Here is a 23,826-nt window from a genome sequence, read left to right as displayed (position 1 = left end):
GCTCTCACTGGCTCTCACTCCCCGCGCATGCGGCGCACGACGTCCTTGGAGGGCCCGTCAGCGACCTTGACGCCCTTCTCCAGCAGGACCCCGCGCTCGCACAGGTCGGAGACCATATTGAGGTCGTGGCTGACGATGACCAGCGTCTTGCCCTGGTCGGACAGCCCGCGGATCTCGTCCAGGCACTTGCGCTGGAAGGGCTCGTCCCCCACCGCGAGGATCTCGTCGATGAGGAAGACCTCCGGGTCGGAGTGCACGGCGACGGCGAAGGCGAGACGCAGGAACATGCCCGAGGAGTAGAACTTGACCTCGGTGTCCATGAAGTCGGGGATCTCCGAGAAGTCCACGATCGAGTCGTAGGCGTCCTCGATCTGCTTCTTGGTCATGCCCAGGATCGCGCCGTTGAGGAAGACGTTCTCGCGGCCGGTCAGGTCGGGGTGGAACCCGGCCCCGACCTCGATGAGGCCCGCGACCCGCCCGCGGGTGCGGACCCGGCCGCCGTCGGGGCGCAGCACCCCGGAGATGAGCTTGAGCAGGGTGGACTTGCCCGAGCCGTTGAAGCCCAGCAGGGCCACGGTCTCGCCCTGGTGGACGTCGAAGGTGACGCCGTCGAGGGCCTTGAAGGTGTTGATGCCCAGGTCCTGCCTGCGCACGGCGGCGACGACGAGCTCCTTGAGCGAGCGGCGGTGCCGCAGGGTGAACTCCTTGGTCACCCCGGCGATCTCAATGCGTGTGTCCATCACAGCTCCTGCGCGAACTTGCCCTCGGTGCGCTTGAAGGCGAGCTGCCCCAGGCCCAGGACGATGAGCGAGCCGACCAGGCCGATGAGGGTGAGCACGAGGAAGGAGCCAATCCCGGGGACGGACTGGCCAGTGGCGGTGGACCAGAACCCGTAGTGGAACAGCTCGACGGCCACGGTCACCGGGTTCGCCTGGTAGACGTGCCATATCCATTCCGGGACGGCGTCCTTGACCTTGTCCGCCGGGTAGAGGACCGGCGAGACCCAGGTGGCGATCATGAGGATGAGGTCGACCAGGTTCTCGGAGTCCCGGAAGAAGACGTTGAGGCAGCCGAAGATGAGCCCCAGGCCCAGGGCCGCGAAGGTGACGATGAAGAACCCGACGGCAATGGCCGCCAGCCCCAGGAGCGTGGGCCTCCAGCCGTAGTAGAGGGATCCCGCCAGCAGCACGACCAGCTGGGGGACGAAGTGCACGACGGCCACGTAGGCGCTCGCCACCGGGAACATCTCGCGCGGCAGGAAGATCTTCTTGATCAGGGCCGCGTTCCAGATGAGCGTGCGCGTCGCATTGCCCATCACCTCCGAGAAGTAGGTGATGACGACCATCCCGGAGAACAGGTAGATCGGGTATGCGTACAGCGACTTGTTGAGAGCCAGGAAGACCCCCATCGCCAGGAAGTAGACGACGAACTGGACGGCCGGCTTGATATAGGACCAGGCCATGCCCAGCACGGACCCGTGGTAGCGGATCCGCAGCTCCTTCTTGACGATCAGTGACAGCAGGTAGCGCTGGCGGAAGACGTCGAGCAGACCCTTGGAGTGGCCGGGGACGATGAGCTCATCGTCCCCGACCGCAACAGCCTGAGTCACCGGGACTCCTCCGTGGCCGCGACCACGTCGGGGCGCGCCTCGTTCCCGGCGATACCGAAGGTCCGGGCCCATGCCTCGGGGCTGACGACCTCGCCGACGCTCGCCTGGTACTCGGCGTGAAGCTCCTCCCACTCCCGGCGCAGGCGCCGGTGCAGGACGATCGAGCGCACCAGCAGCTCGCGGAAACGAGCGGGATCACGGTGGTACCAGGAGGCGCCCGAGCCGTCGGAGTTGGACACGATCGCGGAGTCGAACTGGGAGAGCATCCACCAGCGGGCCTGGGACCACGGCACGCGCGCCTCGGGATGGTCCAGGGACATCGTCTTGACCGGCAGGATCTGCTTGACGGAGCCCTTGGCGGCCATGGCGATGCGGCCCACAACGGTCTTGGGGTAGCCGAGGTCCTCGCCCCTGCGGGGCAGCTTCTCGCGGCGCACCTCGGGGAAGGCGTCGGGATCCTTCTCGACAAGGGCGTCGTCGAAGTCCGAGCGCAGGGCGCGCACCCTGGGCACGATCGTGGAGATCCCCGCCTGGAGGTGCCCGGGGCCGGTGAGGATGTCCTCAATGGCCCTCAGGCGCAGCTCGACCACCGAGTACTGGGAGGACAGCAGGTGCTTGATCTGGCCCTGCATGGACTCGGTGACGACGTGCCCGCCGTGCTTGTACTGGGAGTGGATGAGGGCCGCCACCAGGCGGTTGCGCTCGTGGAAGTAGGCCTGCCAGTCCAGCGAGTCGTCCTTGTCCGTCCACGGCACATGCCACACGGCGGCACCGGGGAAGGAGACTGTGGGCACTCCGGCGCCCCGGGCGCGCAGGCCGTACTCCGAGTCGTCCCACTTGATGAAGAAGGGCAGGCTCAGGCCGATCCTCCGGACCACGGATGTCGGGATCAGGCACATCCACCAGCCGTTGTAGTCGGCGTCGGCGCGCTGGTGCAGCCAGGCCGTGGTGCGCAGCGGCGCGGTGGCCAGGTCGTGGTCCGGCCGCGTGCCCTTGACCGCCCCCCACCAGAAGCGCCACGGCTGGACGTGCTCGGCGTAGGCGTGCAGCATGGTGCGCTCATACATGGAGAACATGTGCCCGCCCACGATCGTGGGCACGCGGGCCAGGTCCGCGAAGGCCACGGCCCGCACAATGCCCTCGGGATCGACGCGCACGTCGTCGTCGAGCAGGAGGACGTAGTCGGTGCCGCCCTCCATGGCCTCGTACATGCCGCGCGAGAAGCCGCCGGAGCCGCCGAGGTTGGGCTGGTTGATCACGCGCAGGCCCGCCCCTAGGGACTCGCGGGCGGCCGGGAAGCGGTCGTCGTCGACGACCTTCTTACTGCCCTGGTCGACGACGACGACCTCCTTGAGCACCTCCGGGAGGGTGTCGGAGGCGCCCAGCTGGCCGAGCACAGTGGCGCAGTCGGTGGGGCGGTTGTAGGTGGTGATACCGATCGTCGCCCTGCCCCGGGGGGTCTCGGCGGGCACCTGCGCCTCCCACCGGGCGGCCTCGACGACGGCGTCCTCGGAGTCGGCCGCGACGTCGAACCAGTACCAGCCGCCGTCGCCGAAGGTGTTGAGCGAGAGCTCGAAGACCAGCTCGGAGGGCTCGGGGGCGATGCGGGCGGAGTCGACGCGGTGCGAGGCGCCGCGGGCATTGGACTTGTAGACGATCACGGAGCCTGAGCCGGAGACGGTCACCCGCAGAATCACCCGCTCCACGATCGTCCAGCGCCGCCAGTAGGCCGCGGGGAAGGCGTTGAAGTAGGTGCCGAAGGAGGAGCGGCTCTGGGCCGGGATCCGGTAGCTGTAGCGCGAGACGATCTGGCCGGGGCTCTGGTGCGTGGTCTCCGCAATGCCGATCTGGGCGGTCTCGTCATCGCGGTCCTCCTTGGTGACGGGAGCCACGGAGATGACCTCGCCCTCGGCGTACAGCGGCAGGATGTCGGAGTCGCCGTCGGCGGGCAGGACGAACCTCTGCAGAACGCGTGTGGTGGTGCTCATGCCTCGATCCCCTCTCCGTTCAGAGCGGCGCCGTCCCGGAAGTGCGGGGCGATCCTGTTGTCGAACACCGACAGGGCCGAGCCGATGGCCATGTGCATGTCCAGGTACTTGTAGGTGCCCAGGCGTCCGCCGAAGACGACGCCCTGCTCCCCCGCGGCGAGCTCGCGGTAGGCGAGCAGCTTCTCGCGGTCCTCCGGGGTGTTGACCGGGTAGTAGGGCTCGTCGCCCTCCTCGGCGAAGCGCGAGTACTCCTTCATAATGACGGTCTTGTCCGCGGGGTAGTCGCGCTCGGGGTGGAAGTGGCGCGGCTCGATAATGCGGGTGTACTCGCGGTCGGCGTCCGGATAGTTCATGACGCTGGTGCCCTGGAAGTCCCCGGTGTCGGGGTACTCGGTGGCCAGGTCGATGGTGCGCCAGCTCAGCGCGCCCGCCGAGTAGTCGAAGTACCGGTCCAGGGGCCCGGTGTAGACGATCGGGACCCTCCCCCTGAGCGCCGCCCTGTTGTAGGGCTGGGACTCGTCGAAGAAGTCCGCTCCGAGGGCGACCTCGATATCGGGGTGGTCGACCATCTTCTCCAGCCAGGCGGTGTAGCCGTCGGTCGGCAGGCCCTCATGGGTGTCGTTGAAGTAGCGGTTGTCGTAGGTGTAGCGCACGGGCAGGCGCGAGATGATGGAGGCGGGCAGGTCCTTGGGGTCCGTCTGCCACTGCTTGCCGGTGTAGTCCTTGATGAAGGCCTCGTACAGCGGGCGCCCGATGAGGCTGATGCCCTTGTCATTGAGGTTCTCCGGGTCCTTGCCCGCCAGCTCGCCGGCCTGCTCGGCGATCAGGGCGCGGGCCTCGTCCGGGGAGTAGGCGGCGGAGAAGAACTGGTTGATCGTGCCGAGGTTGATCGGCATGGGGTACACCACGCCGTCGTGGGTGGTGTAGACGTGGTGCACGTAGGGGGTGAAGGACGTGAAGCGGTTCACGTACTCCCACACGCGCTCATTGGACGTGTGGAACAGGTGAGCGCCGTACCTGTGGACCTCGATGCCGGTTCTCGGATCCGGCTCGGAGTAGGCGTTGCCGCCGATGTGGTCACGCTTGTCGATGACGAGCACCTTGAGGCCCAGCTCGTTGGCGCATCGCTCCGCGACCGTCAGGCCGAACAGGCCCGAGCCGACGATGACGATGTCGTGGTTCACCGTGATTGTCCCTCCGTAGCGTAGGCAGTAGCCCGATCGTAGCCGATCGGGCACCGGCCCCCGCACGATCGGTCCAATCTCACCCCGACCGCCCGCCCGGCGCCGCGGGCGCGGCGCCGGGCGCCGGCCGACGTCCCGGTATCCTTCCCCGGGGGCCGCGGCCCTGATCACGACCTGGCTCGTGGCGCGCGAGCCCAACACGCCCGACGCCATCTCGCAGACCTTCGACGTCGTGCTCCGCCCCAATGCCGTGGAGTGGGTCATGCCGGCCCAGCGTCGCCCGGCCGGCGGGCCCGCCGGCCGGGCTCGCGCCCGCATGACCGCGCCGCCCTGGTCCCCGTCGTCATCGGGCTCTGGGTCGCGCTGCGGCCTCCACGGAGGGCCGCCTCATGGAGCCCGACAGTGCCATGAGCGCCGTCATCGGGGAAAGTTCCGTTATTGGGAAGGTCGTCGCCTCAACGCCACAGTGGCAGCCCATTGTCCGGATCATGGCGGTCCCCGCGGTCGTCGGCGCCGTCGCCGACTGGGCGGCGCGGCAGCACCCCGCCCTTCGACTCCGGGAGGCGAGCAGTCGGCGGCGAGTGACCCACGGCGCTCTCGTGGCTGTCCTGGTCCTTTTCGGTCCCGCCAACTAGTCGCCTTCCCAGGCCCTGCGCAGGCTCGAGTCCGCACACATTATGAATGCGGACTCCCCGCTCCCAGCATCTGACGAGATGGCGCTCATCAAGAGACTTCCTGATCTCGTGGGCGAGGGCGAGGCCGTCGCGGTGGACCCGCACAGCATAGTCGGCGCAAGGCTCCGCCTCGCTGCGATCGATCCGCGAGCGGGCGACGCCCTGAGCAGCCCCGGCGCCCACTACGTCCTCCACTTCCCGGGAAAGGCGATCGGCCCCGGGACGGTTTCGAAGGATTTACGAGCCCGCCAGCCGTCGACGGCTTCGCACCCGTCTCCGGGCGGGGAAGGGCGGCCCTCTACCGCATCACAACCCGCGAATAAGGGCGACCCGGCCGGCCTTGCAAGCATGTCCCTGATGTGAGCGTAAACTCTGCTTCCGTGTGGCCCTCACTCATTCCTGTTTTCTCCGCAGCCGCTGCGCTGCTGTTCATTCCCGGCGTTCTCGTCGGCGCAGCCGCGAGGCTGCGAGCATCCCTCGTCGTCGCCATGGCGCCGGCGATCTCCATCGCCATCATCGCCGGGACCGGCGTGGTGGCGCCCGTGGTGGGACTGGCCTGGGGCCCGGGGCCGATCGCGGCGGTCACTGCGCTGACGAGCCTCGCCCTCCTGGCGGCCAGGCTCTGGATCTCCAGGCGGCGCCCCGAGCGCCCAACGGCGGGCCCCCACCAGCAGTCCGCCCCCGTCGCCACCTGGTGTGTGGCGTGGCCGCTGTCGGCCGCCCTCACCGGATACACCGTGGGCCGCGTCCTGAACACCCCCGACGCCATCTCCCAGACCTATGACGCGGTGTTCCACCTCAATGCCGTGGAGTGGATCCTCAAGACGGACAACGCCTCGTCGCTCCGCTTTCTCATGGAGGCCCCCGAGGGGAGCGTCTACCCACTCGGCTGGCACACGCTCATCGCCGCAGCCATGAAGCTGTGCGGTGCGACGGACATCCCCCTGGCGACCAATGCGATGGTGCTGGCCGTGGCGGGCCTGGTGTGGACCTCCGGCTGCCTGACGCTGACGCACATCCTCTTCCGCGGGCGCCCCCTGGCCCTGCTCACCGCCGCGGTCATGATCGGCAGCTTCGCCGCCTTCCCCTTCCTCCTGCTGAACTGGGGCGTGCTCTACCCGAACTTCCTGTCCGTCGCCCTGCTCCCCGCGCTGCTGGCCGCCGCCCGCGACCTGGTGCCCATCGGCGTTCAGCCCGGTAGCCGATCGAACGGCCTTCTCCTGCCGGTGGGTGTTCTCGGCGTGGGGGGTCTCGGACTGACCCAGCCCAACACCGTCGCCACGCTCCTGATCGCCCTCGTCATCCTGACCATGGCAAGGCTGGCCGCCACCCTGCGCACCCCACCCGGCGAGCGCCCCGCGGGCGCGCTCCGCCGCCAGGGGCTCGCCGCCGGCGGCCTGGCGACCGCCCTGGTCCTCACCTGGATCGTCATGCGGCCGCCCCAGGGGGCGGCGATCTGGGGCCCGAGCTATGCGGCGAGCGGCTCCATCGGCGAGGCCGTGACCGCCACACCCGCACAGCTATGGGTGATCTGGGTGCCCGCCGTACTGACCCTCGTCGGCTTCGTCGCGGCGCTGCGAACCGATGGGTACAGGTGGCTGGCCGCCCTCCACGCCACCACGAGCGTCCTGTACGTCATCGCTCGATCCACTCCGGAAGCGAACCAGCGCTTCTTCCTGGTGGGCATCTGGTACAACGACTCCAATCGCCTGGCGGCTCTGATCCCGGTCACCGCCGTGCCCCTGGCGGCACTGGGCATGCTCATCGCCGCGCGCTGGGCGCTCGGGATGGGCCGGCGTCTCATCCCTGCGAAGCGTGTTGCCAGGCGTGTCCGCGTCCTGTCGTGGTGGCGATGGGCCGCCTACCCCGCAGTGGTCATCGCCCTGGCGCTGACCGGGCCGCTGTCGAGCGCAATGTCGAATACGGTGTGGCTGTTCGAGCAGACCTACACGTTCTCACCGGGCTCCTCCTCGCTCACCCCCGACGAGCGCGCCCTGATCGACGAGCTCCCGGGCCTGGTCGACAAGAACGCCGTGGTCGCCGTCGACCCCAGGTCGGGCGCCGCCCTCGCCTACGCCCTCGCCGGCGTCGACACCAGCGTGAAGCACCTGCTCCACCGGCACGACCCCGAGCTCTACATCGTCCAGGACAAGCTCAACAAGGCCGCCACGGACCCCACCGTCTGCCCGGCGGTCAACAAGATCGGCGCCACCTACGCGCTCTACTTCCCCGGCAAGACGATCTCGAACCAGAAGCCCTTCCCCGGATTCGCCCGCCTCGACACCGCCCCGGGCTTCGAGCTCGTCGCCAAACAGGGCGACGCGGCCCTCTACCGCATCACCGCCTGCGAGTAGCCCACGACGTGCAGGGCGCCCGAGCAGGTTCAGGGACAGCAGGAGGAGAGACTCAGACGGCACAGCCCCGCGGCACTACAATCACATCTGCACGGTGAGACAGCAGTGATGCTCACCGCGGCAATGAGCAAGAATCACGAACAGTTTCACGTCTACCCCACCTGTCCCATCCCCACCCGCCTTGGCGGGGTCTGAGGCGCTTCCGCGCCTTCAGTGAGCGGCTACACCCGCCAGCCCGAAAGGATCCTCATGGCCAGCTGGAGCGATCTTCTGCTTCCCCTGTTCGTCGCAGCGGTTCTGCTGTACCTACCCGGCGGCCTCATCACTGCCGCGGCCCGCCTCCCCGTCCGAGTAGCGGTGGCAGTGGCGCCGCCCCTGTCTGTGGCGATCATTGCCGGAACCGGGATCATCGCCCCCATGGTGGGGCTGGCCTGGGGCCCTGGCCCGGTGGCGGGCGTGAGCGTCATCGCAGTTCTGGCGGCTCTGGCCGTGCACCACGCGAGCACGCTCCTGGCCTCCCGCCGGGGTGGGGGCATCCCCGCTGCCGGGCCCGGAGCGAGGGCCTCGTCCGAGCCCGGCAAGGCCGCCTCGGATGAGCCCGCCGCCCCGGCCGACGGGCCCTCCGCGAGAACAAAGGCCGCCGCCAAGGAGTCCGCGGCGCCCGCCCCCTCTCCTGGGCGCATGGGCGCGTGGACTGCGCGATGCCGGAGCGCCGCCTCCGACCTGCTCGGCGACCTCGGCCTGTGGGTGCTCTCGGCCGCCCTCATGACGATGGTCTGCGTTCGGCTCATCAAGGCGCCGGACGCCTTCTCCCAGACCTATGACGCGGTCTTCCACCTCAACGCCGTGCGCTGGATCCTCGACACCGGCAACGCCTCGACCCTGAGCTTCGACATGGTCGTCTCCAACGGGGCGATCTACCCCCTGGCCTGGCATACTCTTGTGGCGCTCACCATGCGCATATCGGGTACCACGAGTATCCCCCTGGCCACCAACGCCGTCATGTTCGCGGTCGCCGGCCTCGTGTGGACCTCCGGGATCATCGCGCTGACGAGCGCCCTCACGGCAGGTCGCCGAGCCGGGCGGATCGCATCCGCCGTCCTCGCCTCCGCGGCGCCGGCGTTCCCGCTGCTCGTCCTGTCCTGGGGCATCCTGTACCCGGTGTTCCTGGCGACCGCAGTGCTTCCGGGCATCCTCCTGACCGCGGTGGCCGCCGTCGACCCACGGATGCCGCTGTCACGCCGGGCGGTCCTGTGGCTCATGGCGGCAGGCGGATGCGCGGGGATGGTGCTGGCGCATCCCTCGCTCCTCGTCGTCGCGATCCTGGCCGCGGTGATTGCGGCTGCGGCCCGCACCGTGTCCATGACCGTCTCCGCCAGGACGCGCCATGACGCGCTCCGAGCTGTCCGGACGTGCGTCCTGACGGTGGTCTTGGCCGCGGGATCGTGGTTCCTCGCCGCTCCTTCGCTGCGCGCCTCCAGAGGCGTCTCGTACTGGGCACCGCACACCTCCGTGTCCGGGGGTATCGGCGAGGCGGTGACGAGCGCGCCGGACACCACCGCTATCGTCTGGCTGCTGGCGTTCCTGGTCGCCGTCGGCTTCTTCGCGGCCTGGCGCCGCCCGAGCCTGTGGTGGGTGGCGGCGCTGCACGCCGTGCTCTGCGGGCTGTATGTCATGAACGTCTCCCAGCCGTTCAGTGAGCTGCGGTACAACCTGACAGGATTCTGGTACTCCGACCCTAATCGCCTGATCTCGCTCATGATGGTCACGGCGCTGCCGCTGGCGGGCGTCGGCACGTGCGCCCTCGCCGACGCCATCATCCCTGCGCTGCCCCGCGCGACGCACGCCGTCAGAACGGTGACCGGCATCCGGGCAACGCTGACCGTCGTCGCCATCGTCGTGCTCGCCTGGCAGGGGCCCTGCAGCGCCGCGATGTCCCACAACATCAAGAGTCTGGGGCAAACGTTCCGTCTGACTGACAAGTCGCTCCTGCTGACAACCGACGAGCTCGCCGTCGTAAACCAGCTGCCTGACCTGCTCGGCCCGGACGACGTCGTCCTGGCCGACCCGTGGAGAGGCGGCTCACTTGCCTACGCGCTCACCGGCGTCAACACGCTGCCCAGGCACATGACCTCCTACAGCGCCACGAGCCCGGCCCTGCAAGTCCTGGAGGACAGCCTCGACGAGGTGCGTCTCAACCCCGAGATCTGCCCCGCGATCAAGGAGCTCGGCGTGGACTACGTCCTGGACTTCAAGGGCCGCGCCATCCTGAACCACCCGATGGAGCCGGGCCTGTCCGGCATCCGGCCCGGCAACGGCTTCGAGCCGGTCCTGAAGATCGGGAACGCGACCTTGTACCGCATTACCGCGTGCGCCTGAGCAGCACCCTCTGGGCGGCGCGGTAGGCCGCCTGGCGCGCCGCGGTCGGCACCAGGCGGTAGCCCGCGCGCACCGCGAGGTTGCGCGCGTACTGGGGCGCCGTGGTGATGCCGGTGCGGCGCATCCTCGACTGGATCTCCAGCTCGCTGCGCAGCAGGCGCAGGCCCCCGCGCCGCGCGTAGGCGCCCGCCCCCACCCGGTAGCGCACCAGGACCTGCGGCACGTTGGTAGCGCGCACGCCGTCGTGAATCATGCGGGCGAACAGCCAGTAGTCCTCCATGAGGTCGAGGGGCTGGTAGCCGCCGGCGGCGCGCACCGCGGCCGCCCGGTAGACGACCGAGGGGTGGTTGAAGGGGTCGCGCAGGGCCAGGACGCGGCGGATCTCCGCAGGATCCGAGGGCTGGCGGCGGATGACGCCGCCGGCGTCGGCCTCGTCGTCGAACTCCTGGATGGCCGAGCCCACCAGGTCGTATCCGGCCGCGATGAGCGGCAGCTGGGTGGCGAAGCGCTCGGGGACGGAGATGTCGTCGGCGTCCTGGCGGGCGACCACATCATGGGTCGCCTCGGCCAGTCCGGCCTCCAGGGCGAGCGCCAGGCCCGCGTTGTCGGCCAGCTCGAGCACCCGCACCGGCACGGCGCCGCTCAGCTCGCCCCGGCGCGCGCGGGCGAGCACGTCCTCCAGCTCATCGGGCACGGGCCCGTCGCGCACGATGAGGACCTCGTCGGGGCGCAGGGTCTGCTCGACGGTGACCGAGGCCAGGCTGCGGCGCAGGAAGTCTGCGCGGTCTCCCCGGTAGACCGGCAGCAGCACGCTGAACGGCGGGGCGGGCGCATCGGGGTCGGAGTCGGCACCGGGACCTGCATCGGTGTCCGCAGCGCCCGCGTGTTCCGGCGGGCTCGATGCGGCCTGCGCCCCGTCGTCCGCCTCGGCGGCGCTCCGGCGCCGACCGGCGCCGCCGGCCTCTCCGGCGGCCCGGGCCGCGGCCTCGACGGCGGCGACGTCGGCCTGGACGGGCGTGCCCAGGAAGACCTCCGCGTTGCCCGCGGGCCGCGCCAGCCCCTCGAGCAGGCCCTGGCGGCCCGCCCGCCACAGCGCGCCGCGGTCGGCCGAGCTCACCGTCGCGCGCAGCCAGCGGCGGGCCGTGGCCGCCTCATAGGCCGCCCGCTCCAGGGCCCCGAGCCCCTCGGAGTCGCGGAAGGTCCAGATCTTGTTGCGGACCTCGAAGCGGAACCGCTCCCCCGGGTCGGCGTCCGAGGAGCCCAGCGCCCTGGTGAGGTGGTGCACGACCGATGCCGGCACGTACAGGCCGATCCGCCCCCGCAGGATCCGGGAGGTGTACTCGAAGTCGTCGTTCCACAGGAAGTAGGAGGCGCGCGGCAGGCCGACCTCGCGCACGGCGCGCGCGTCGAGCAGGATCGACACGAAGGAGGCGGTGCGGATCTGCCGGGCGCCGACCAGCGCGGCGTGGCGGTGGAGCGCAGGCGGAAGCGCGGGACGGGTGCGCGGGCGGTTCATGGGGTGCTCGGTGCCGTCGGTCCACACGGCCCTGGAGGCCAGCAGCGCCGGGGCCCCCGGGTAGGCCTCGGCGGCCCGGACGAGGGCCTCCAGGGCGGTCGCGGTGGGGACGGTGTCGTCGTCCATGATCCAGATCCAGTCGGCCCGCGGGAAGCGCGTGAGGGCGCGCGCGATGCCGGCGGCGAATCCGCCCGCGCCCCCGGTGTTGGTGGGGAGCTCGACGACGTGTGCGCCCAGCGGGTGGGTCGAGGCGACCTCGCGGGAGTCATCGGTGGAGGCGTTGTCCACCACGACCGTGCCCGTCGGCGCCACGGTCTGCTCCGACAGGCCGTCGAGGCACCGGCGCAGCAGCTCCTGACGGTTGTAGGCGACGACGACGGCGACGACGTTCGTGCGGCTCACTGGGGATCCTTCCGTATCCTTCCGCGGACTGGGCCAAGTGTGCCCCATCCGGGGCCCGCCGGGCGCGCTCGGGGCGCTCGCCGCGCTCGAACGAGCCGGCCCGCCGCCGCGCGCAGGAGCGACGGGGCCCGGCCGGAGCCGCAGCAATCCGGGGAGCGCTCGTCTACGGCAGGTCGCTGAACGCGTCGGCCTCGGCCTCGACGTCGCCTCTGACGTGCTGCGCCGCGGCCCGCTCCAGCGCGTCCGCGGGCAGGTCCACCACCGCCCGCCCCGTCCCGATCGGGACCACGGCGCCCGGCGCGGATGCGGCCGAGCTGTGACCGGCGCCCGCCGTTGTGGGCGTGTCGATACGCCGTTCGGCCTCCTGGACGACCTCCCACGCGACCAGACCGAGAGCGTGGCTGATCTGCTCGACCTCGCCGGTGGTCATCGACTTGCCGCGTCTGAGGACGTCCCCGAGCCTGGTCAGCCTCACCCCTGAGGCGCGAGACAGCGCCCGAAGACTGTAGTCCGAGGTGCTCAGCGCCTCGTCGAGGATCTGCGCAAGAGCCCTGTCGATCGGGTGCGAGTCGAGCGGCTTCTGTCCCATCGCAGAATGATCTCATATGCGAGCACCCAAGAGCAACGACTTGACAACGTGCGTGAATACGAGCAATCTTGAGGCATTGGTGTTCGTGAAAGCGAACAGACCGTTCGAGAGGAGGCTCCCGCATGGATGTCGAGGCCGAGATCCGGGCCGAGATGGCGCGCCAGGGCGTCAGCATCACCGACCTCGCCCGGCGCATAGGCGTGAAGCGCGCCTACCTCGGCCGCCATCTCAAGGCCGGCGACCTCAGGACCAGCCACGTGACGGCCATCGGCGAGGTGCTCGGCGTGCCCGCATCCGAGTTCTTCCGGCGCGCCGAGCCGCTCGCGGCCCCACGGAGGAGGCCTGACGGACGCGCAGCGCCGACGCCCTCTCAGACCGTGAGCCGAGCCGTCGAGGCGCCGCGCCCTTGATCCCCCCACCCCAGAAGAGACGTCCTCACCCGTGGCGACAGATGAGGGCGAGACCCAGAAGAAAGGTCCAAACCATGGCCGGTACTACTACGAGCCCCACTACTGCGAGCCCCCTGGTCGGGGCGATCGATGCGATGCGAACGGAGGTCGAGCGCCTGGAGACGCTCGGGCTCCGGGTCAGCAACCCCACGGCCGCTGTCATGCCCGGCAGAAGGCCTGCATGGACGCTGCACCTGTCTGTCGGCGACAGGAGCGCAGACCAGGACCAGGCGCTCCGCCTGGCGCTGGGGGCGGGCTATGTCGAGGCCTTCCGCTATGTCAGCCACGGGCGCCTGTGCGTCTGCCTCAGCATGGACAGGCGGCATGACCGCCGGACCGCAGTCGTCGCCCTGCGCCGAGCCTCGGAGGCGGAGGTCATCGCCGCCGCCGGGAACGACGAGGGAGGCGCGGCATGAGCGTCGCCGTCTCCCCGGCCGCCACCGAGACCGCCCCGCCCGGGCCGGAGTGCGCCACCCGTCTGGCCGCCGTCCTGAAGGAGGAGCGCGCCCGGCGCGAGCGGGTCGAGGCCGAGAACAGGGCACTCGTCCCGAAGGCCCGCAGCTTCGACCACTTCCTGTCCTCGGGCGACGACTACTCCGTGGCAACGGTCGCTCAGACCCTGGTGCGCGCCGGCGCCAGGACCGGCCGGAACCGCCTCTTCACCGTCATGGAATCCATGGGGTGGGTCTACAAGCCCAAGGGCCACCGCCGGTGGCGCGCCTACCAGAGGGCCGTCGAGGCCGGACTCGTGCGGGTGCGCCTGGGCAAGTACGAGGACCAGGGCACCGGTGACGTCCACGCCACCCACACGGTCCGCGTCACCCCGAAGGGCCTGGCCCGCCTCGCCGCCCGCTTCGGCGTGAACCTCGACAACAACGACGACTGCGCACACGAGGAAGGGGCGCAAGCATGAGCGGCGTCGTGCTGATCACCGCCGCCCGGGTGGAGGACCGCCGGCACCTGGTGGGACGGATCGCCCTCCAGGACGGAGGCATGCTGGCCGTGAACGGTCACGGGAGCAAGACGTTCGACGTCGTGAGGAAGCGCGACGTCGATACCGTCACCATCCTGGACGAGGAGGGTCTGGACTCGCTCACGGCCTGGCTGAGCACAGACCCGGACATCGACCCTGCCCGACGGCAGGATGCAGCCGACGACGTCCTGGACCACCTGGTGGATGGCCAGCCGGCAGTCGAGTCCACCGACCACCTGCGCGCCGGGCACTGGCTCCGCCACCTGGCCGAGCAGGCCGTCGAACGGCTCGAGGACGACGCCCCGTGCCGCACCGGCCGCGGCAGCCCAAAGGCGGCGTCATGAGTATCGGAGCCCTCACTGAGGGCTCACGGAGCCTCACCGAGGACTCGGTGAGCCCCGACAGCAGCCTCAGCAGGGACGTAGAGCAGGGAGCAGCACGATGAGAATCCGGACGATCAAGCCAGACTTCTGGCGCAGCGACGACGTCGCCGCCCTCAGCATCGAGAACCGGCTCCTCTTCATCGGCCTGTGGTCCTACGTCGACGACAACGGCGTGGGCCGCGATTCCGTGCAGCTGATCCAGTGCGACCTGTTCCCTCTCGACCCCCTCGTCGAGGGCTCACTGAGGGTTCAAGCGGGACTCGAGCAGCTTGCGGAACGGGGACTGATCATCCGTTTTGAGGGCCCCGACGGGCGTCGATACCTGCAAGTCGTCTCGTGGGCCCGGCACCAGCGGATCAATCGCCCCTCAAAGCCAAGATATCCGCACTACGACGCCGAGACCTGCACCCTCACGGACGTCTCGCCACGTCCTCACGACAGGCTCACTGAGGGCTCACCCCCGGAGCAAGGAGCAGGGACCAGGGAAGCAGGATCAGGGAAGCAGGAGCCGCTCGCCGACGGGAGCAACGTGCTGCGGATTCCCGACGGCCAGTCCCGGCCCGAGGCCGGCCCTGAGGCGGACCAGCCCGGTGCCGACGACGCCGACGCGGACATCATTGACGCGGACCCCGCCGACGCCCACCAGTCCCGCCCGGCGGAGCCGACCAGGTCGGCCGAGCCGGTACGCGACGACGTCGAGCAGGTGTGCGAGCACATGGCCGGCTCCGTCCAGGAGCGCACCGGCCGCCGCCCCGCCGTGACCAGGGCCTGGAGAACCGCGGCCCGGCTCATGCTCGACCGTGACGGCCGCACCGTCGCCGACTGCGTCGCCGCCATCGACTGGGCGGCCCGTGACGACTTCTGGTCCGCCAACATCCTGAGCCTGCCCAAGCTCCGCAAGCACTACGACCAGCTCAGCCTTCAAGCCCGGCGCCGCCGACGACCATGCGCCGTCTCGCCGCTGGGCAACACCGACAACCTGACCGAGGCCGACTGGAGGGCCGTGGTCAACGACCTGTGGACACCCGCCGACTACCGCCGCGTCGTCGAGGAGGAGGCATCGTGACCGTCACCGCAGCCGCCTGCGAGCAGGCCATCCGCCTCCTGCGCGGGGCCGGCGTGGCCGGCCTGGCCGACGCCAGCCCCGAGGTGTGGGCGGCCGTCCTGAACGCCGCCCCGCTCACCACCATCGGCGCCGGCGGGCGACGCACCCCGGTGACCCGCCCCGACGGCACCACGGCCGTGCTCGGCCCCGAGGACCGGGAGGTGCTCCCGGCCGCCACCCGGATCGCCTCGGTCGGCGGCCGGTTCGTGCAGGCCGCCGACCTGGCCGCCGCCATCCAGGACCGCCGCCACGGCGACCGCCAGACCCGCGTCGCCCGCATCCGCGCCGACGCCGCCGCCCACGGGCCGCTCATCCCCGACGGCCTCGGAGGCGACGTCGCCGCCGAGCTCGCCTGGCGGAGGGCCGCCACCGCCGCCATCGGCGCCGGCGCCGACCGCTCCCGGGCCGAGGCACACGCCTGGGCGGCCATCGGCCGCGCCCCGGCCGCCCTCGCCCCCGGCGCCGACCGGTCCGGAGACGTTCGCAGGCTCATCACCGCCGGGGCGCCGGAACCGTCCCGCGACTCGCCGGTGACGGCCGGCAGCCGCCGGACGGGTGGGGAGCGCCTCCGGCGCGTCCCAGCAGGAACATCTCCGACTCAACCGCACGAACACACCAGGGAGACACGCCCGTGACCCGCCGCCCCGCACCCGCAGCCATGTGCGTCGATATCCATCGGTGGATGACGCACCTCGACGACGCCGCCACCGCCACCGCCGGAGGCCCGCCACGCGCCGTCCGGCGTTCCAGCGCCCCGGCCGAGCGGCTCCCCTTCGGACTCGCCGCACGCCTCGATGAGCTGGACGAGGGCATGGCCGGCGCCAGGAGCGCTCAGGGAATCACCGTCATTCTCGCCGGGTGGGCTGATGCCGTCGCCTCGCTCAGGGGCGAGACTCGCACGCTCCCGCCCGCCGTCTACCTCGCCGCCACCGTCCACTGGTGGACCGCCGAGTACGGGGACGCCGACGCGCTGCTGGACGACCTCACCACCTGCTGGGACAGGCTCGCCCGTCTCACCGGCCATACCGACCAGGCCGACCCCGGCCACCGGTGCCCGGCCTGCGGCGGCGCACTCTTCCAGGCCGCTACCGATCGCGGCCTGAGCGACTGGCGCACCTGCGCCGCCTGCGACACCTGGTGGCCCGATGGACGCACCATCGACGCAGCCCGCCACCACACCATCACGACCACCACGACCGGTACCCACTGGGTCACCAGGCAGCACGCCCTCACCATCCACCCGAGTCTCGCCGCCGCTACCCAGGCAGTGGGTCCGCCGTGGCCACGTGGCAGCGCGCGGCAGCCTCGTCAACCTCGTCGACATCAATCAGCGCCTCGCTGGTGAGGAAGCCCGAGCATGATCGCCACGCCGCCTCGTACCCATCTTGCAGGTGCGCACTCGATGTGCTAACTTGGGTGTCACGCTTCGAGGGCACCACTGTGCCCATGTGACTATTAGCCTCCACCGCCCCAGGCAGCATTGCAGCAGCCTGGGGCGGACGTGTGTCGCGACGACGCGAAGAAGCAGTCCTGGAACGACGCCGCACGCCGCAGACAGGCCGTCCCCGTCGAGCCGCCCCTCTCCCGCGCGCGAGAAGCCGATCGAAGCACCGCAGGCACGAAAAGCGAGGCAGAAATCTCTCTCCCGCGCGAGAAGCCGATCGCCCAGCAGATCTCCGCCCGCGCTGCGGGCTTGCCCATGACCATCCTCAAATCACCGCACGGAAAGGAGAACGCAATGCCGCACAGGGCCAAGACCGGCCTCGACCACTACGGAGGTGAATGTGTATGACTGCCGTGAATGAGTACGCGGCCAGCGAAATGCGGTACTGGTGCCGGACGAACGACTTCGGCGGCGTCGGCTACTCCCAGCCGAGGCGCTGGTCGGCGTACGACAACAGCAACTGGGAGGGGTGGTTGACCGGCCCGGGCGAGGCGGACTGCTCCGCCGCGGTGGCCGGCGCCTACAACATCGCTTTCCACCAGTGCGGAGCCAAGTACCCGTACTTCCCCCGCAGCACCTGGACCGGGTCCCTCGCCGCAGAGGCCGCCTCTCGCGGCTTCTCCAATATCGGCAGCACCTGGACCGGCAACGTACCGGACGGCGGTTTCCGCGTCGGTGACCTCCTGCTGCGCACAGCCGGCGACAGCGGTCACGTAGCCATGGCCGTCCGGGACTCGGGCGACGACTCGTTCGATCCGTACAATCCGACCATTGCAGAGCTGTGGATCGACTCGGCGGGCAGTATCTACGGCAGCGCCGGCGGCGACGGCAGCAGTGCCGACGACAATGGAGGCGAGTCCCGCCTGTCGAAGTACTCCTCCCACCCGCTGACACAGGGCGCCAAGTGGTCCACGTGCCTGCGCTACACCGGCACCGGCGGCAGCGGTTCGGGCGGGGCGTCCGACTACCAGCTCTCCAGCATCCAGGCCGCCGTCCTGAGGGCCGCCGACACCGTCGGCTGCCCCTGGTGGGCGGCGCTCGCCTGCCTCCAGATGGAGACGGGCGAGAAGGGCGCCAACATATACGGCCACGACGCCGGCGGCGCCATGAGCGGAGCGGGAGAGGTCACGGAGGAGAACTTCCGACAGTTCTACGCCCTGATCTCCAACGGTCACACCTCCAATGGTGTCGGCCCTCTGCAGATCACCTATCCGGGCTACTTCCTCAACGACCCGGACAGGCACTGGTGGGACCCGGAGAAGAGCTCCGAAGTCGGCTGCTCCATCCTCCGCGATCTCATCAAGTCGGAAGGCGACTCCTACGAGGCTCTTCGCCGCGTGGGCAGCCGCTACAACTCGGGCAACGCCCAGAGTGCATATCAATCATACGGCGTTCCCTTCAGCAACGCCTGCCGATCCTGGTACAACTACGGCCGCCCCGCAGGGGGCGGAGAAGGAGATGAACTCATGGCTTCCGAAGCCGTCAACCTGCTCACCGAGATCCGCAACGCTCTGCGCTACGGCAAGGCCAACGATCACCCCGCCGGCGACGTCATCTGGGCGCTGGATGACATCCGGCTCGATCAGAAGAAGCTGCGTGACGACGTCGTCGCCATGCGCGCCGACCTCTCCCGCCTCGCCGCAGCGACTCCGGCCCCCTCTCCCAAGCCCAAGGCGGCGGCCTCCGCCCCTGCGGCTGCGAGTGAGGCGGCGGGCACCGAGACCGCCTGATCCGGGACGACGCGCATGGATGCAGTCACCGCGTTGGCGACCGCGCCCGCCGTCGTCGCCATGGTGACCCTGGCCAGGGACCTCGGCCTGCCCAGCAGGCTGGCGTCCCTGGCCGCCGTCGTCCTGGGCGTAGCCCTGTCCGTGGCCGACTACGCCCTGGCGGGTACCGGTATCTACGCCTCCGTCAGCTCCGGCCTGGTCCTGGGCCTGGGCGCAGCGGGCCTGTACGACACCGCCCGTATTATCGGCCGCCCGGTCGCCGGCGGGGTCGAGCAGTCTGCCGCGACGGCGGAGCCTGCTGCCGCATGACGCCGGCGCCGCACCCCGTGGTGCAGGTGCTCACCGCCCCGGAGGTGGTCACCGCCTCCACGGTCGCGGTCGCCGCGATCCTGGGGCTGCTGGGCGCGTTTATCCGCGCCCAGACCCGCCGCGTCGAGCAGGGCCTGTCCAGGCTCTGGGCTCGCGTCGAGGCCGCCCGGACCGCTGCCGACGCGGCCCGCGACGGCGTGACCAACCAGCACGGCACCCACCTGCGCGAGGACCTGGACGAGGTGCGCGCTCAGCTCTCGATGGTCCTGGCCCGGCTCGACACCGCTGAGACGGCCAGACAGACCGACGTCGAGCGGCAGGACGCCACCTTGAGCGCAATCTCCACCAGGGTTGCCCGCGTCGAGATGCAGGCCGATGGCCTGCGCGCCGACATCCGCGCCCTCGATGGCAGAGTCACCCGCCAGGACCAGGCCCTGCAGGACCGGCTCACCGAGAACTGATCCGCACCACGAGCGCGCACGACAAGGCCCCTCCACCGGATACTCCGGTGGAGGGGCCCTACTCGCGTCCGCTGCTACAGGACGGTGGTCGGGGAGCTCATATCGTGAGTGCCTTTCTCACCTCGCGGCCACGACGCTCGCGCCATGCGCCACTATGCGCCGTAGAGACCGCTGAAAGGCCTCCACCACCCAGGTGGGGACCTCGAGCTCCATGGCGAGCACCCCGATGCTGGAGCCGACCAGGGCCTCAGCCTCCATGTACTCGGCGACACCCACCAACCGGCAGGCGACGCTCATGTCTATGCGGGTCTCGACGGCGATCGGCTGCGGCCCCTCGTCCCCGCGGCGAGCATGCTCCATCTCGTGCATCAGAGTCGGCACCGCCATCCAGTCGGGCAGACTCGCATGCAGGTAGATCGTCCGGGTAGGAAGCATGTACAGGCCCCTGCAGCCGTTGGGAATCGTGGCCCAGGAGACGGTGATGCCTTCAGCGAGGCACTGGTCAACGAGGATGTCCAGGGAGGGTCTCATGGTCGGGGACACTACCCTGCGGGTGTGACACGATCGGCGACGCCTTAAACCGTCCGGACTGCGCGGCGCTGCCGCCCGGCGACCGCAGCGACCGGCACGGCTGGTGCGCGCGCCGGCTGCCGGCCGTCATCGGCCCCGCACTGGACCGAGCCGGCCCCGAGCCGGAAGCGAACCGATCTCGGCGCGGGGATCAGCCCTCGCAGGAGGTGATGCGCCACAGGCTGAGCGTGCTCGTGGACGCCACCGGCTCCATGCCGTCCGTGGGCCAGTCCGCCAGGGCCCTGTCCCAGCGCAGAGGCGCCTGCCGATCCTCCCACATGGTCCCGCTCCGGTCGGTCCGCAGGTAGTACTCGGCTCCGACCTCGTGCAGAAGCCGGCAGGTCGTCGAGCCCGGCCGCAGGTCCGGGGCGACGACGGCGAGCCTGTCCGCAGCCGATCCGACCGTCGGCCTCGACCGCAGCGGGTAGAGGACATCGACGCCCCCGAGCGACCACAGGTAGCTCTCTCCTCTGGCAGGAGCCCCCAGGACCACGGCGTCCTCGGGAAGGAGATCACCCAGACCCGAGATGAACTCTACGTCCTCGGGCGTGAGCATCATGCCGTAGGCGATCCGGTCGGCGTCGTGAACCGAGCGCACCAGCTTCGCGTGCAGCGGCAGGCGCCCCACGGCCGTGACGCACACGAGCGCGAGAAGAAGGGCGACCATCTTGCGCCCGGGGCGCTTGTCGAGCAGATGGCGCAGCCCCATGGCGGCGAGGACGAGGCCGGGGATAATGACCAGCGGCTGGATGCGCGCCTTCTGCAGGTACCACAGGGCCCCGATCCGGCGCCCCCACCACTGCGGTCCACCGACGAGCGTGAGGAGCAACAGCGCCAGCGCGGCCGTCACCAGCCACGGGCGCGCCCGGGGCACGCGCACGGCAGCCAGCACGGCCAGGCCGCACACCACGATGCCCAGCGGCACCCCGATGCTCATCGGCATCCCCTTGAAGGCGAACGGCCCGTACTGCGGCAGGTCGAGCAGAGACTGACCGAGGGCCCCCAGCAGGTTTCCCCCGGAGCGGGGATACTTCCAGACCCATGCCAGGGACTCGCGCATCTTCCACGCCCCCAGCAGGGCGAAGACGGCGAGCACGGCCAGGGCGCGCAGCGTCAGCGTCCTGCGCCGGCCGCCGGCGCGCACCAGGCGGACGACGAGGACGGCCGCCAGCGGCCCGAGGAGCACCATGGTGTTGAAGGTCCCCGCGCCGTGGGCCAGGACCACTCCGGCCCCTCCGCCCACGAACAGCAGGCCGCTCATGAGCAGACCGGAGAACGGCATTGATGGTGCTGTGGGCTCTGCGGGCTCTGCGGGCTCCGCTGATGCTGCAGGTTCCGCCGACACAGACGGCGCTGCCGGTGCTGCCGGTGCTGCGGACTCCGCCAACTCTGCCGGCGTCTCGGGCTCCGCGGGCGCTGCCGGCGCCGTCCGGGAGTCCCGCGCGAAGGCGTCCTCGAAAGCGCCCTCGCAGGGCAGGGAGCGCAGCAGGCGCAGGCCCAGGACAACAACCCCGGGCAGGCAGACCACGCTCAGGCTGTATGCCCACACCGCCAGGGTGCCCAGCAGCATGGTCGGGGCGCCGACCGTGGCGGCGCTCAGGACGGCGCCCAGCGCGATCGCGGTGCGGCTGCGGGGCTGCGCGCCGTCGTCGAGAGCCTCGACGAGCAGACCGGTGATGCCGAGCGGCCAGGCCAGGGCCCCCACGACGAGCACCATCGAGTTCGAGGCGACAGCCACATCGGCGGGCAGCAGCGCGACCACCCCGTGCCACACGGTGGGGTAGTAGGTGGGCGCGCCCTGGTAGAGCGCCGCCATGCTGCCGAAGCTGGAGGCGTTGCCCAGCTGCCGGATCGCCTGGACGGCGTTGAAGTGGAAGACGATGTCGAAGGACTGGGCCGGGGTGGACATCGACCCCATGCCGGCCAGTATCCCGACGGCGAGGATGAGGCACGCCGCCACCACTGCGGCCGGCACCCGCAGGTCGGGGCGCCGGGGACCGGAGCCGCCCCGGGACGGGCCGGCGGGCAGCGGCCAGCGTCCGGACCAGACGCGGCGGGCGATGACGAGGATGCCGGCGGCCAGCGCCGTCACTCCGGCGATCACGCCCCAGCCCCAGGGGACCCAGGCCCACCCGGCGAGCGCGGCCAGGATCTCCGACGTGCCGATGACGGCACAGCTCAGCGGCAGCGCGGCGCTGGCAGCGGCCCAGCCGCGCACGCCCCCCAGCCGGGCCAGAAGCAGCCCGGGGGAGACCAGGAGCGCAGCCGCCAGCAGGACGCCTGCGACGACGTGGATCATTCGCCACCGCCAATGGTCAGGCGGGGCACGCCCGCCCACCTGCCCGCCTCGGTGACGCGGCGGCCGTCGAGCAGCAGCCTGACTCCGGGGATGTCGGCGGGGGCGAGGTCGCGGTACTCGGGGTGGTCGGCCTGGACGATGGCGACGTCGGCCCGCTCCCCCAGGTGGTAGGGGGCCCAGCCGAAGGCGGCGAGCTCGTCGTCGGTGTACATGGGGTCGTGGACAAGCACCTCGGCGCCGGCCTCGCGCAGGGCGGCCACGGTGGGGAAGACCCCGGAGAAGGCCGTCTCCTTGACGCCCCCGCGGTAGGAGGCTCCCAGCACCACCGTCCGCAGGCCTGTGAGGTCCCCGAGGACATCCTTGGCGCGGCCCACGACGTAGGCGGGCATGGTGGCGTTGAACTGGCGCGCCGTGCGCACCACGGAGGCGTCGGGGTCGGTGGACAGGTACAGGCGCGGGTAGACGGGGATGCAGTGGCCGCCCACGGCGATGCCGGGGCGGTGGATGTGGGAGTAGGGCTGGGAGTTGCAGGCGTCGATGACGCGCTCGATGTCGAATCCGGCCCTGTCGGCGTAGACGGCGAACTGGTTCGCCAGGCCGATGTTGACGTCCCGGTAGGTGGTCTCGGCGAGCTTGGCCATCTCGGCGGCCTCGGCGGCGCCCATGTCCCACACGCCGTTGGGGCGGGGCAGGTCGGGACGGGGGTCGAAGTCGAGAACGTCCTCGTAGAAGGCGATGCCGGCGGCCGTGCCCGCCTCGTCCAGACCGCCCACGAGCTTGGGGTAGCGGCGCAGGTCGGCGAAGACGCGGCCCGTCAGCACCCGCTCGGGGCTGAAGACGAGGTGGAAGTCGGCGCCCTCGACCAGCCCGCTGACCTCCTCGATGAGCGGCTTCCAGCGGCCGCGGGTGGTGCCGACCGGCAGAGTCGTCTCGTAGGAGATGAGCGTGCCCGGCGTCAGGTGCTCGGCCAGGGAGCGCGTGGCGGCGTCCATGAGCGTGAAGTCCGGCTCCCAGGTGGCGTCGTCGACGAACAGGGGCACCACCAGGATGATCGCGTCCGCGCCTGGGATGGCATCGGCGTAGTCGGTGGTGGCCCGCAGGGCGCCGCTGCCCGTGGCCGGGCTCAGGGCCGCGAGCTTGTCTGCGAGATGCGCCTCGCCCGGGAAGGGCTCGCGACCCGCGTTGACGGCCTCCACCGTGACGGGGTTGACGTCCACGCCGACGACCTCATGTCCTTTCTCGGCGTACTGGACCGCTAGAGGCAGCCCGATCTTGCCAAGGGCGACAACGGAAATGCGCATGGCTCCTCCGGTAGGGGTAGTTGGGGTGGACACAGTCTATGTCCGTCTTCACCGGTCCCCGGTCGCAGGACTGTCATGGGGGCTTACGAGGGCGCCTGCCGCCGGTA

At 70.7% G+C, this 23,826-nt stretch carries 22 protein-coding genes; 13 read left to right on the top strand and 9 right to left on the bottom strand.

The features are described 5' to 3' along the window. Positions 1–14: 14 nt before the first annotated feature. From AIF0345_RS04125 to glf, 4 genes are read right to left on the bottom strand one after another with little or no spacing between them, the layout of a single operon-like run. Positions 15–740 (bottom strand): ABC transporter ATP-binding protein, encoded by a 726-nt coding sequence (locus AIF0345_RS04125; protein ID WP_043561757.1) that lies wholly within the window; start codon positions 738–740, stop codon positions 15–17. After that, positions 740–1,609 (bottom strand): ABC transporter permease, encoded by an 870-nt coding sequence (locus AIF0345_RS04120; RefSeq protein ID WP_043561758.1) that lies wholly within the window; start codon positions 1,607–1,609, stop codon positions 740–742. The genes AIF0345_RS04125 and AIF0345_RS04120 overlap by 1 nt, the downstream gene beginning before the upstream one ends. Beyond that, positions 1,606–3,597, bottom strand: a complete 1,992-nt coding sequence (locus AIF0345_RS04115) for a glycosyltransferase (RefSeq protein WP_285297295.1) — start codon at positions 3,595–3,597, stop codon at positions 1,606–1,608. Before AIF0345_RS04115 ends, AIF0345_RS04120 begins: the two co-directional genes overlap by 4 nt. Further along, entirely contained in the window at positions 3,594–4,781 is a 1,188-nt protein-coding gene (glf, locus tag AIF0345_RS04110; RefSeq protein ID WP_043561762.1) for a UDP-galactopyranose mutase, read from the bottom strand. The genes AIF0345_RS04115 and glf overlap by 4 nt, the downstream gene beginning before the upstream one ends. 389 nt (positions 4,782–5,170) lie before the next feature. Here glf and AIF0345_RS04105 point away from each other — a divergent pair, with 389 nt between their 5' ends. The 3 genes from AIF0345_RS04105 to AIF0345_RS04095 all read left to right on the top strand — a co-directional run bounded on the left by AIF0345_RS04105 (position 5,171) and on the right by AIF0345_RS04095 (position 10,188). After that, positions 5,171–5,416 (top strand): hypothetical protein, encoded by a 246-nt coding sequence (locus AIF0345_RS04105; protein WP_268917636.1) that lies wholly within the window; start codon positions 5,171–5,173, stop codon positions 5,414–5,416. 419 nt (positions 5,417–5,835) lie between these two features. Then, a complete protein-coding gene (locus AIF0345_RS04100) occupies positions 5,836–7,809 on the top strand; it encodes a DUF6541 family protein (RefSeq protein WP_268917635.1) in 1,974 nt (657 codons plus the stop codon). Between the two features lie 249 nt (positions 7,810–8,058). Beyond that, positions 8,059–10,188, top strand: a complete 2,130-nt coding sequence (locus AIF0345_RS04095; protein WP_268917634.1) for a DUF6541 family protein — start codon at positions 8,059–8,061, stop codon at positions 10,186–10,188. Here the strand turns inward: AIF0345_RS04095 and AIF0345_RS04090 are convergent. Both AIF0345_RS04090 and AIF0345_RS04085 read right to left on the bottom strand, forming a co-directional pair. Beyond that, positions 10,172–12,106, bottom strand: coding sequence for a glycosyltransferase (locus tag AIF0345_RS04090; protein ID WP_285297294.1), 1,935 nt, complete (start codon positions 12,104–12,106; stop codon positions 10,172–10,174). The two genes, AIF0345_RS04095 and AIF0345_RS04090, sit on opposite strands and share 17 nt — an antisense overlap. A 163-nt stretch (positions 12,107–12,269) precedes the next feature. Next, on the bottom strand, positions 12,270–12,695 hold the full coding sequence (locus AIF0345_RS04085; protein ID WP_043561773.1) for a hypothetical protein: 426 nt from the start codon (positions 12,693–12,695) through the stop codon (positions 12,270–12,272). A 122-nt stretch (positions 12,696–12,817) separates the two neighbouring features. Here AIF0345_RS04085 and AIF0345_RS04080 point away from each other — a divergent pair, with 122 nt between their 5' ends. The 10 genes from AIF0345_RS04080 to AIF0345_RS04035 all read left to right on the top strand — a co-directional run bounded on the left by AIF0345_RS04080 (position 12,818) and on the right by AIF0345_RS04035 (position 19,549). Then, complete coding sequence (locus tag AIF0345_RS04080) at positions 12,818–13,105, top strand: helix-turn-helix domain-containing protein (protein WP_268917632.1); 288 nt, start codon at positions 12,818–12,820, stop codon at positions 13,103–13,105. A gap of 74 nt (positions 13,106–13,179) precedes the next feature. Next, positions 13,180–13,560 carry a hypothetical protein gene (locus tag AIF0345_RS04075; protein ID WP_268917631.1) on the top strand — a complete coding sequence of 127 codons (381 nt, stop codon included), beginning with the start codon at positions 13,180–13,182 and terminating at the stop codon, positions 13,558–13,560. Next, positions 13,557–14,057: a phage antirepressor KilAC domain-containing protein gene (locus AIF0345_RS04070; RefSeq protein WP_268917630.1), complete on the top strand. Its 501-nt coding sequence runs from the start codon at positions 13,557–13,559 to the stop codon at positions 14,055–14,057. Before AIF0345_RS04075 ends, AIF0345_RS04070 begins: the two co-directional genes overlap by 4 nt. Continuing rightward, positions 14,054–14,461, top strand: coding sequence for a hypothetical protein (locus AIF0345_RS04065; protein ID WP_268917629.1), 408 nt, complete (start codon positions 14,054–14,056; stop codon positions 14,459–14,461). The genes AIF0345_RS04070 and AIF0345_RS04065 overlap by 4 nt, the downstream gene beginning before the upstream one ends. Before the next feature lie 97 nt (positions 14,462–14,558). Beyond that, positions 14,559–15,566, top strand: a complete 1,008-nt coding sequence (locus AIF0345_RS04060) for a hypothetical protein (protein WP_285297290.1) — start codon at positions 14,559–14,561, stop codon at positions 15,564–15,566. Then, positions 15,563–16,240, top strand: a complete 678-nt coding sequence (locus AIF0345_RS04055; protein ID WP_285297288.1) for a hypothetical protein — start codon at positions 15,563–15,565, stop codon at positions 16,238–16,240. Before AIF0345_RS04060 ends, AIF0345_RS04055 begins: the two co-directional genes overlap by 4 nt. A gap of 47 nt (positions 16,241–16,287) precedes the next feature. After that, positions 16,288–16,950, top strand: coding sequence for a hypothetical protein (locus AIF0345_RS04050; RefSeq protein WP_285297286.1), 663 nt, complete (start codon positions 16,288–16,290; stop codon positions 16,948–16,950). A 443-nt stretch (positions 16,951–17,393) separates the two neighbouring features. Then, positions 17,394–18,779 (top strand): endolysin-like domain-containing protein, encoded by a 1,386-nt coding sequence (locus AIF0345_RS04045; protein ID WP_268917625.1) that lies wholly within the window; start codon positions 17,394–17,396, stop codon positions 18,777–18,779. 15 nt (positions 18,780–18,794) lie between these two features. Beyond that, complete coding sequence (locus AIF0345_RS04040) at positions 18,795–19,088, top strand: hypothetical protein (protein ID WP_156966648.1); 294 nt, start codon at positions 18,795–18,797, stop codon at positions 19,086–19,088. Further along, positions 19,085–19,549, top strand: a complete 465-nt coding sequence (locus AIF0345_RS04035; protein WP_285297283.1) for a hypothetical protein — start codon at positions 19,085–19,087, stop codon at positions 19,547–19,549. The genes AIF0345_RS04040 and AIF0345_RS04035 overlap by 4 nt, the downstream gene beginning before the upstream one ends. Positions 19,550–19,666: 117 nt before the next feature. On the opposite strand, the gene AIF0345_RS04030 is transcribed toward AIF0345_RS04035, so the two are convergent. From AIF0345_RS04030 to AIF0345_RS04020, 3 genes are all read right to left on the bottom strand, one after another. Beyond that, complete coding sequence (locus AIF0345_RS04030) at positions 19,667–20,080, bottom strand: hypothetical protein (protein ID WP_043561791.1); 414 nt, start codon at positions 20,078–20,080, stop codon at positions 19,667–19,669. Between the two features lie 190 nt (positions 20,081–20,270). Further along, on the bottom strand, positions 20,271–22,418 hold the full coding sequence (locus tag AIF0345_RS04025) for a DUF6541 family protein (protein ID WP_285297281.1): 2,148 nt from the start codon (positions 22,416–22,418) through the stop codon (positions 20,271–20,273). Continuing rightward, positions 22,415–23,719: a nucleotide sugar dehydrogenase gene (locus tag AIF0345_RS04020; protein ID WP_268917622.1), complete on the bottom strand. Its 1,305-nt coding sequence runs from the start codon at positions 23,717–23,719 to the stop codon at positions 22,415–22,417. The genes AIF0345_RS04025 and AIF0345_RS04020 overlap by 4 nt, the downstream gene beginning before the upstream one ends. Positions 23,720–23,826 lie beyond the last annotated feature (107 nt).

The sequence above is a fragment of the Actinomyces israelii genome, assembly GCF_030253495.1.
GTDB lineage: Bacteria > Actinomycetota > Actinomycetes > Actinomycetales > Actinomycetaceae > Actinomyces > Actinomyces israelii.
The sequence above is the reverse complement of the archived record's forward strand: the minus strand, read 5'-3'. Positions and strand labels throughout refer to the sequence as shown.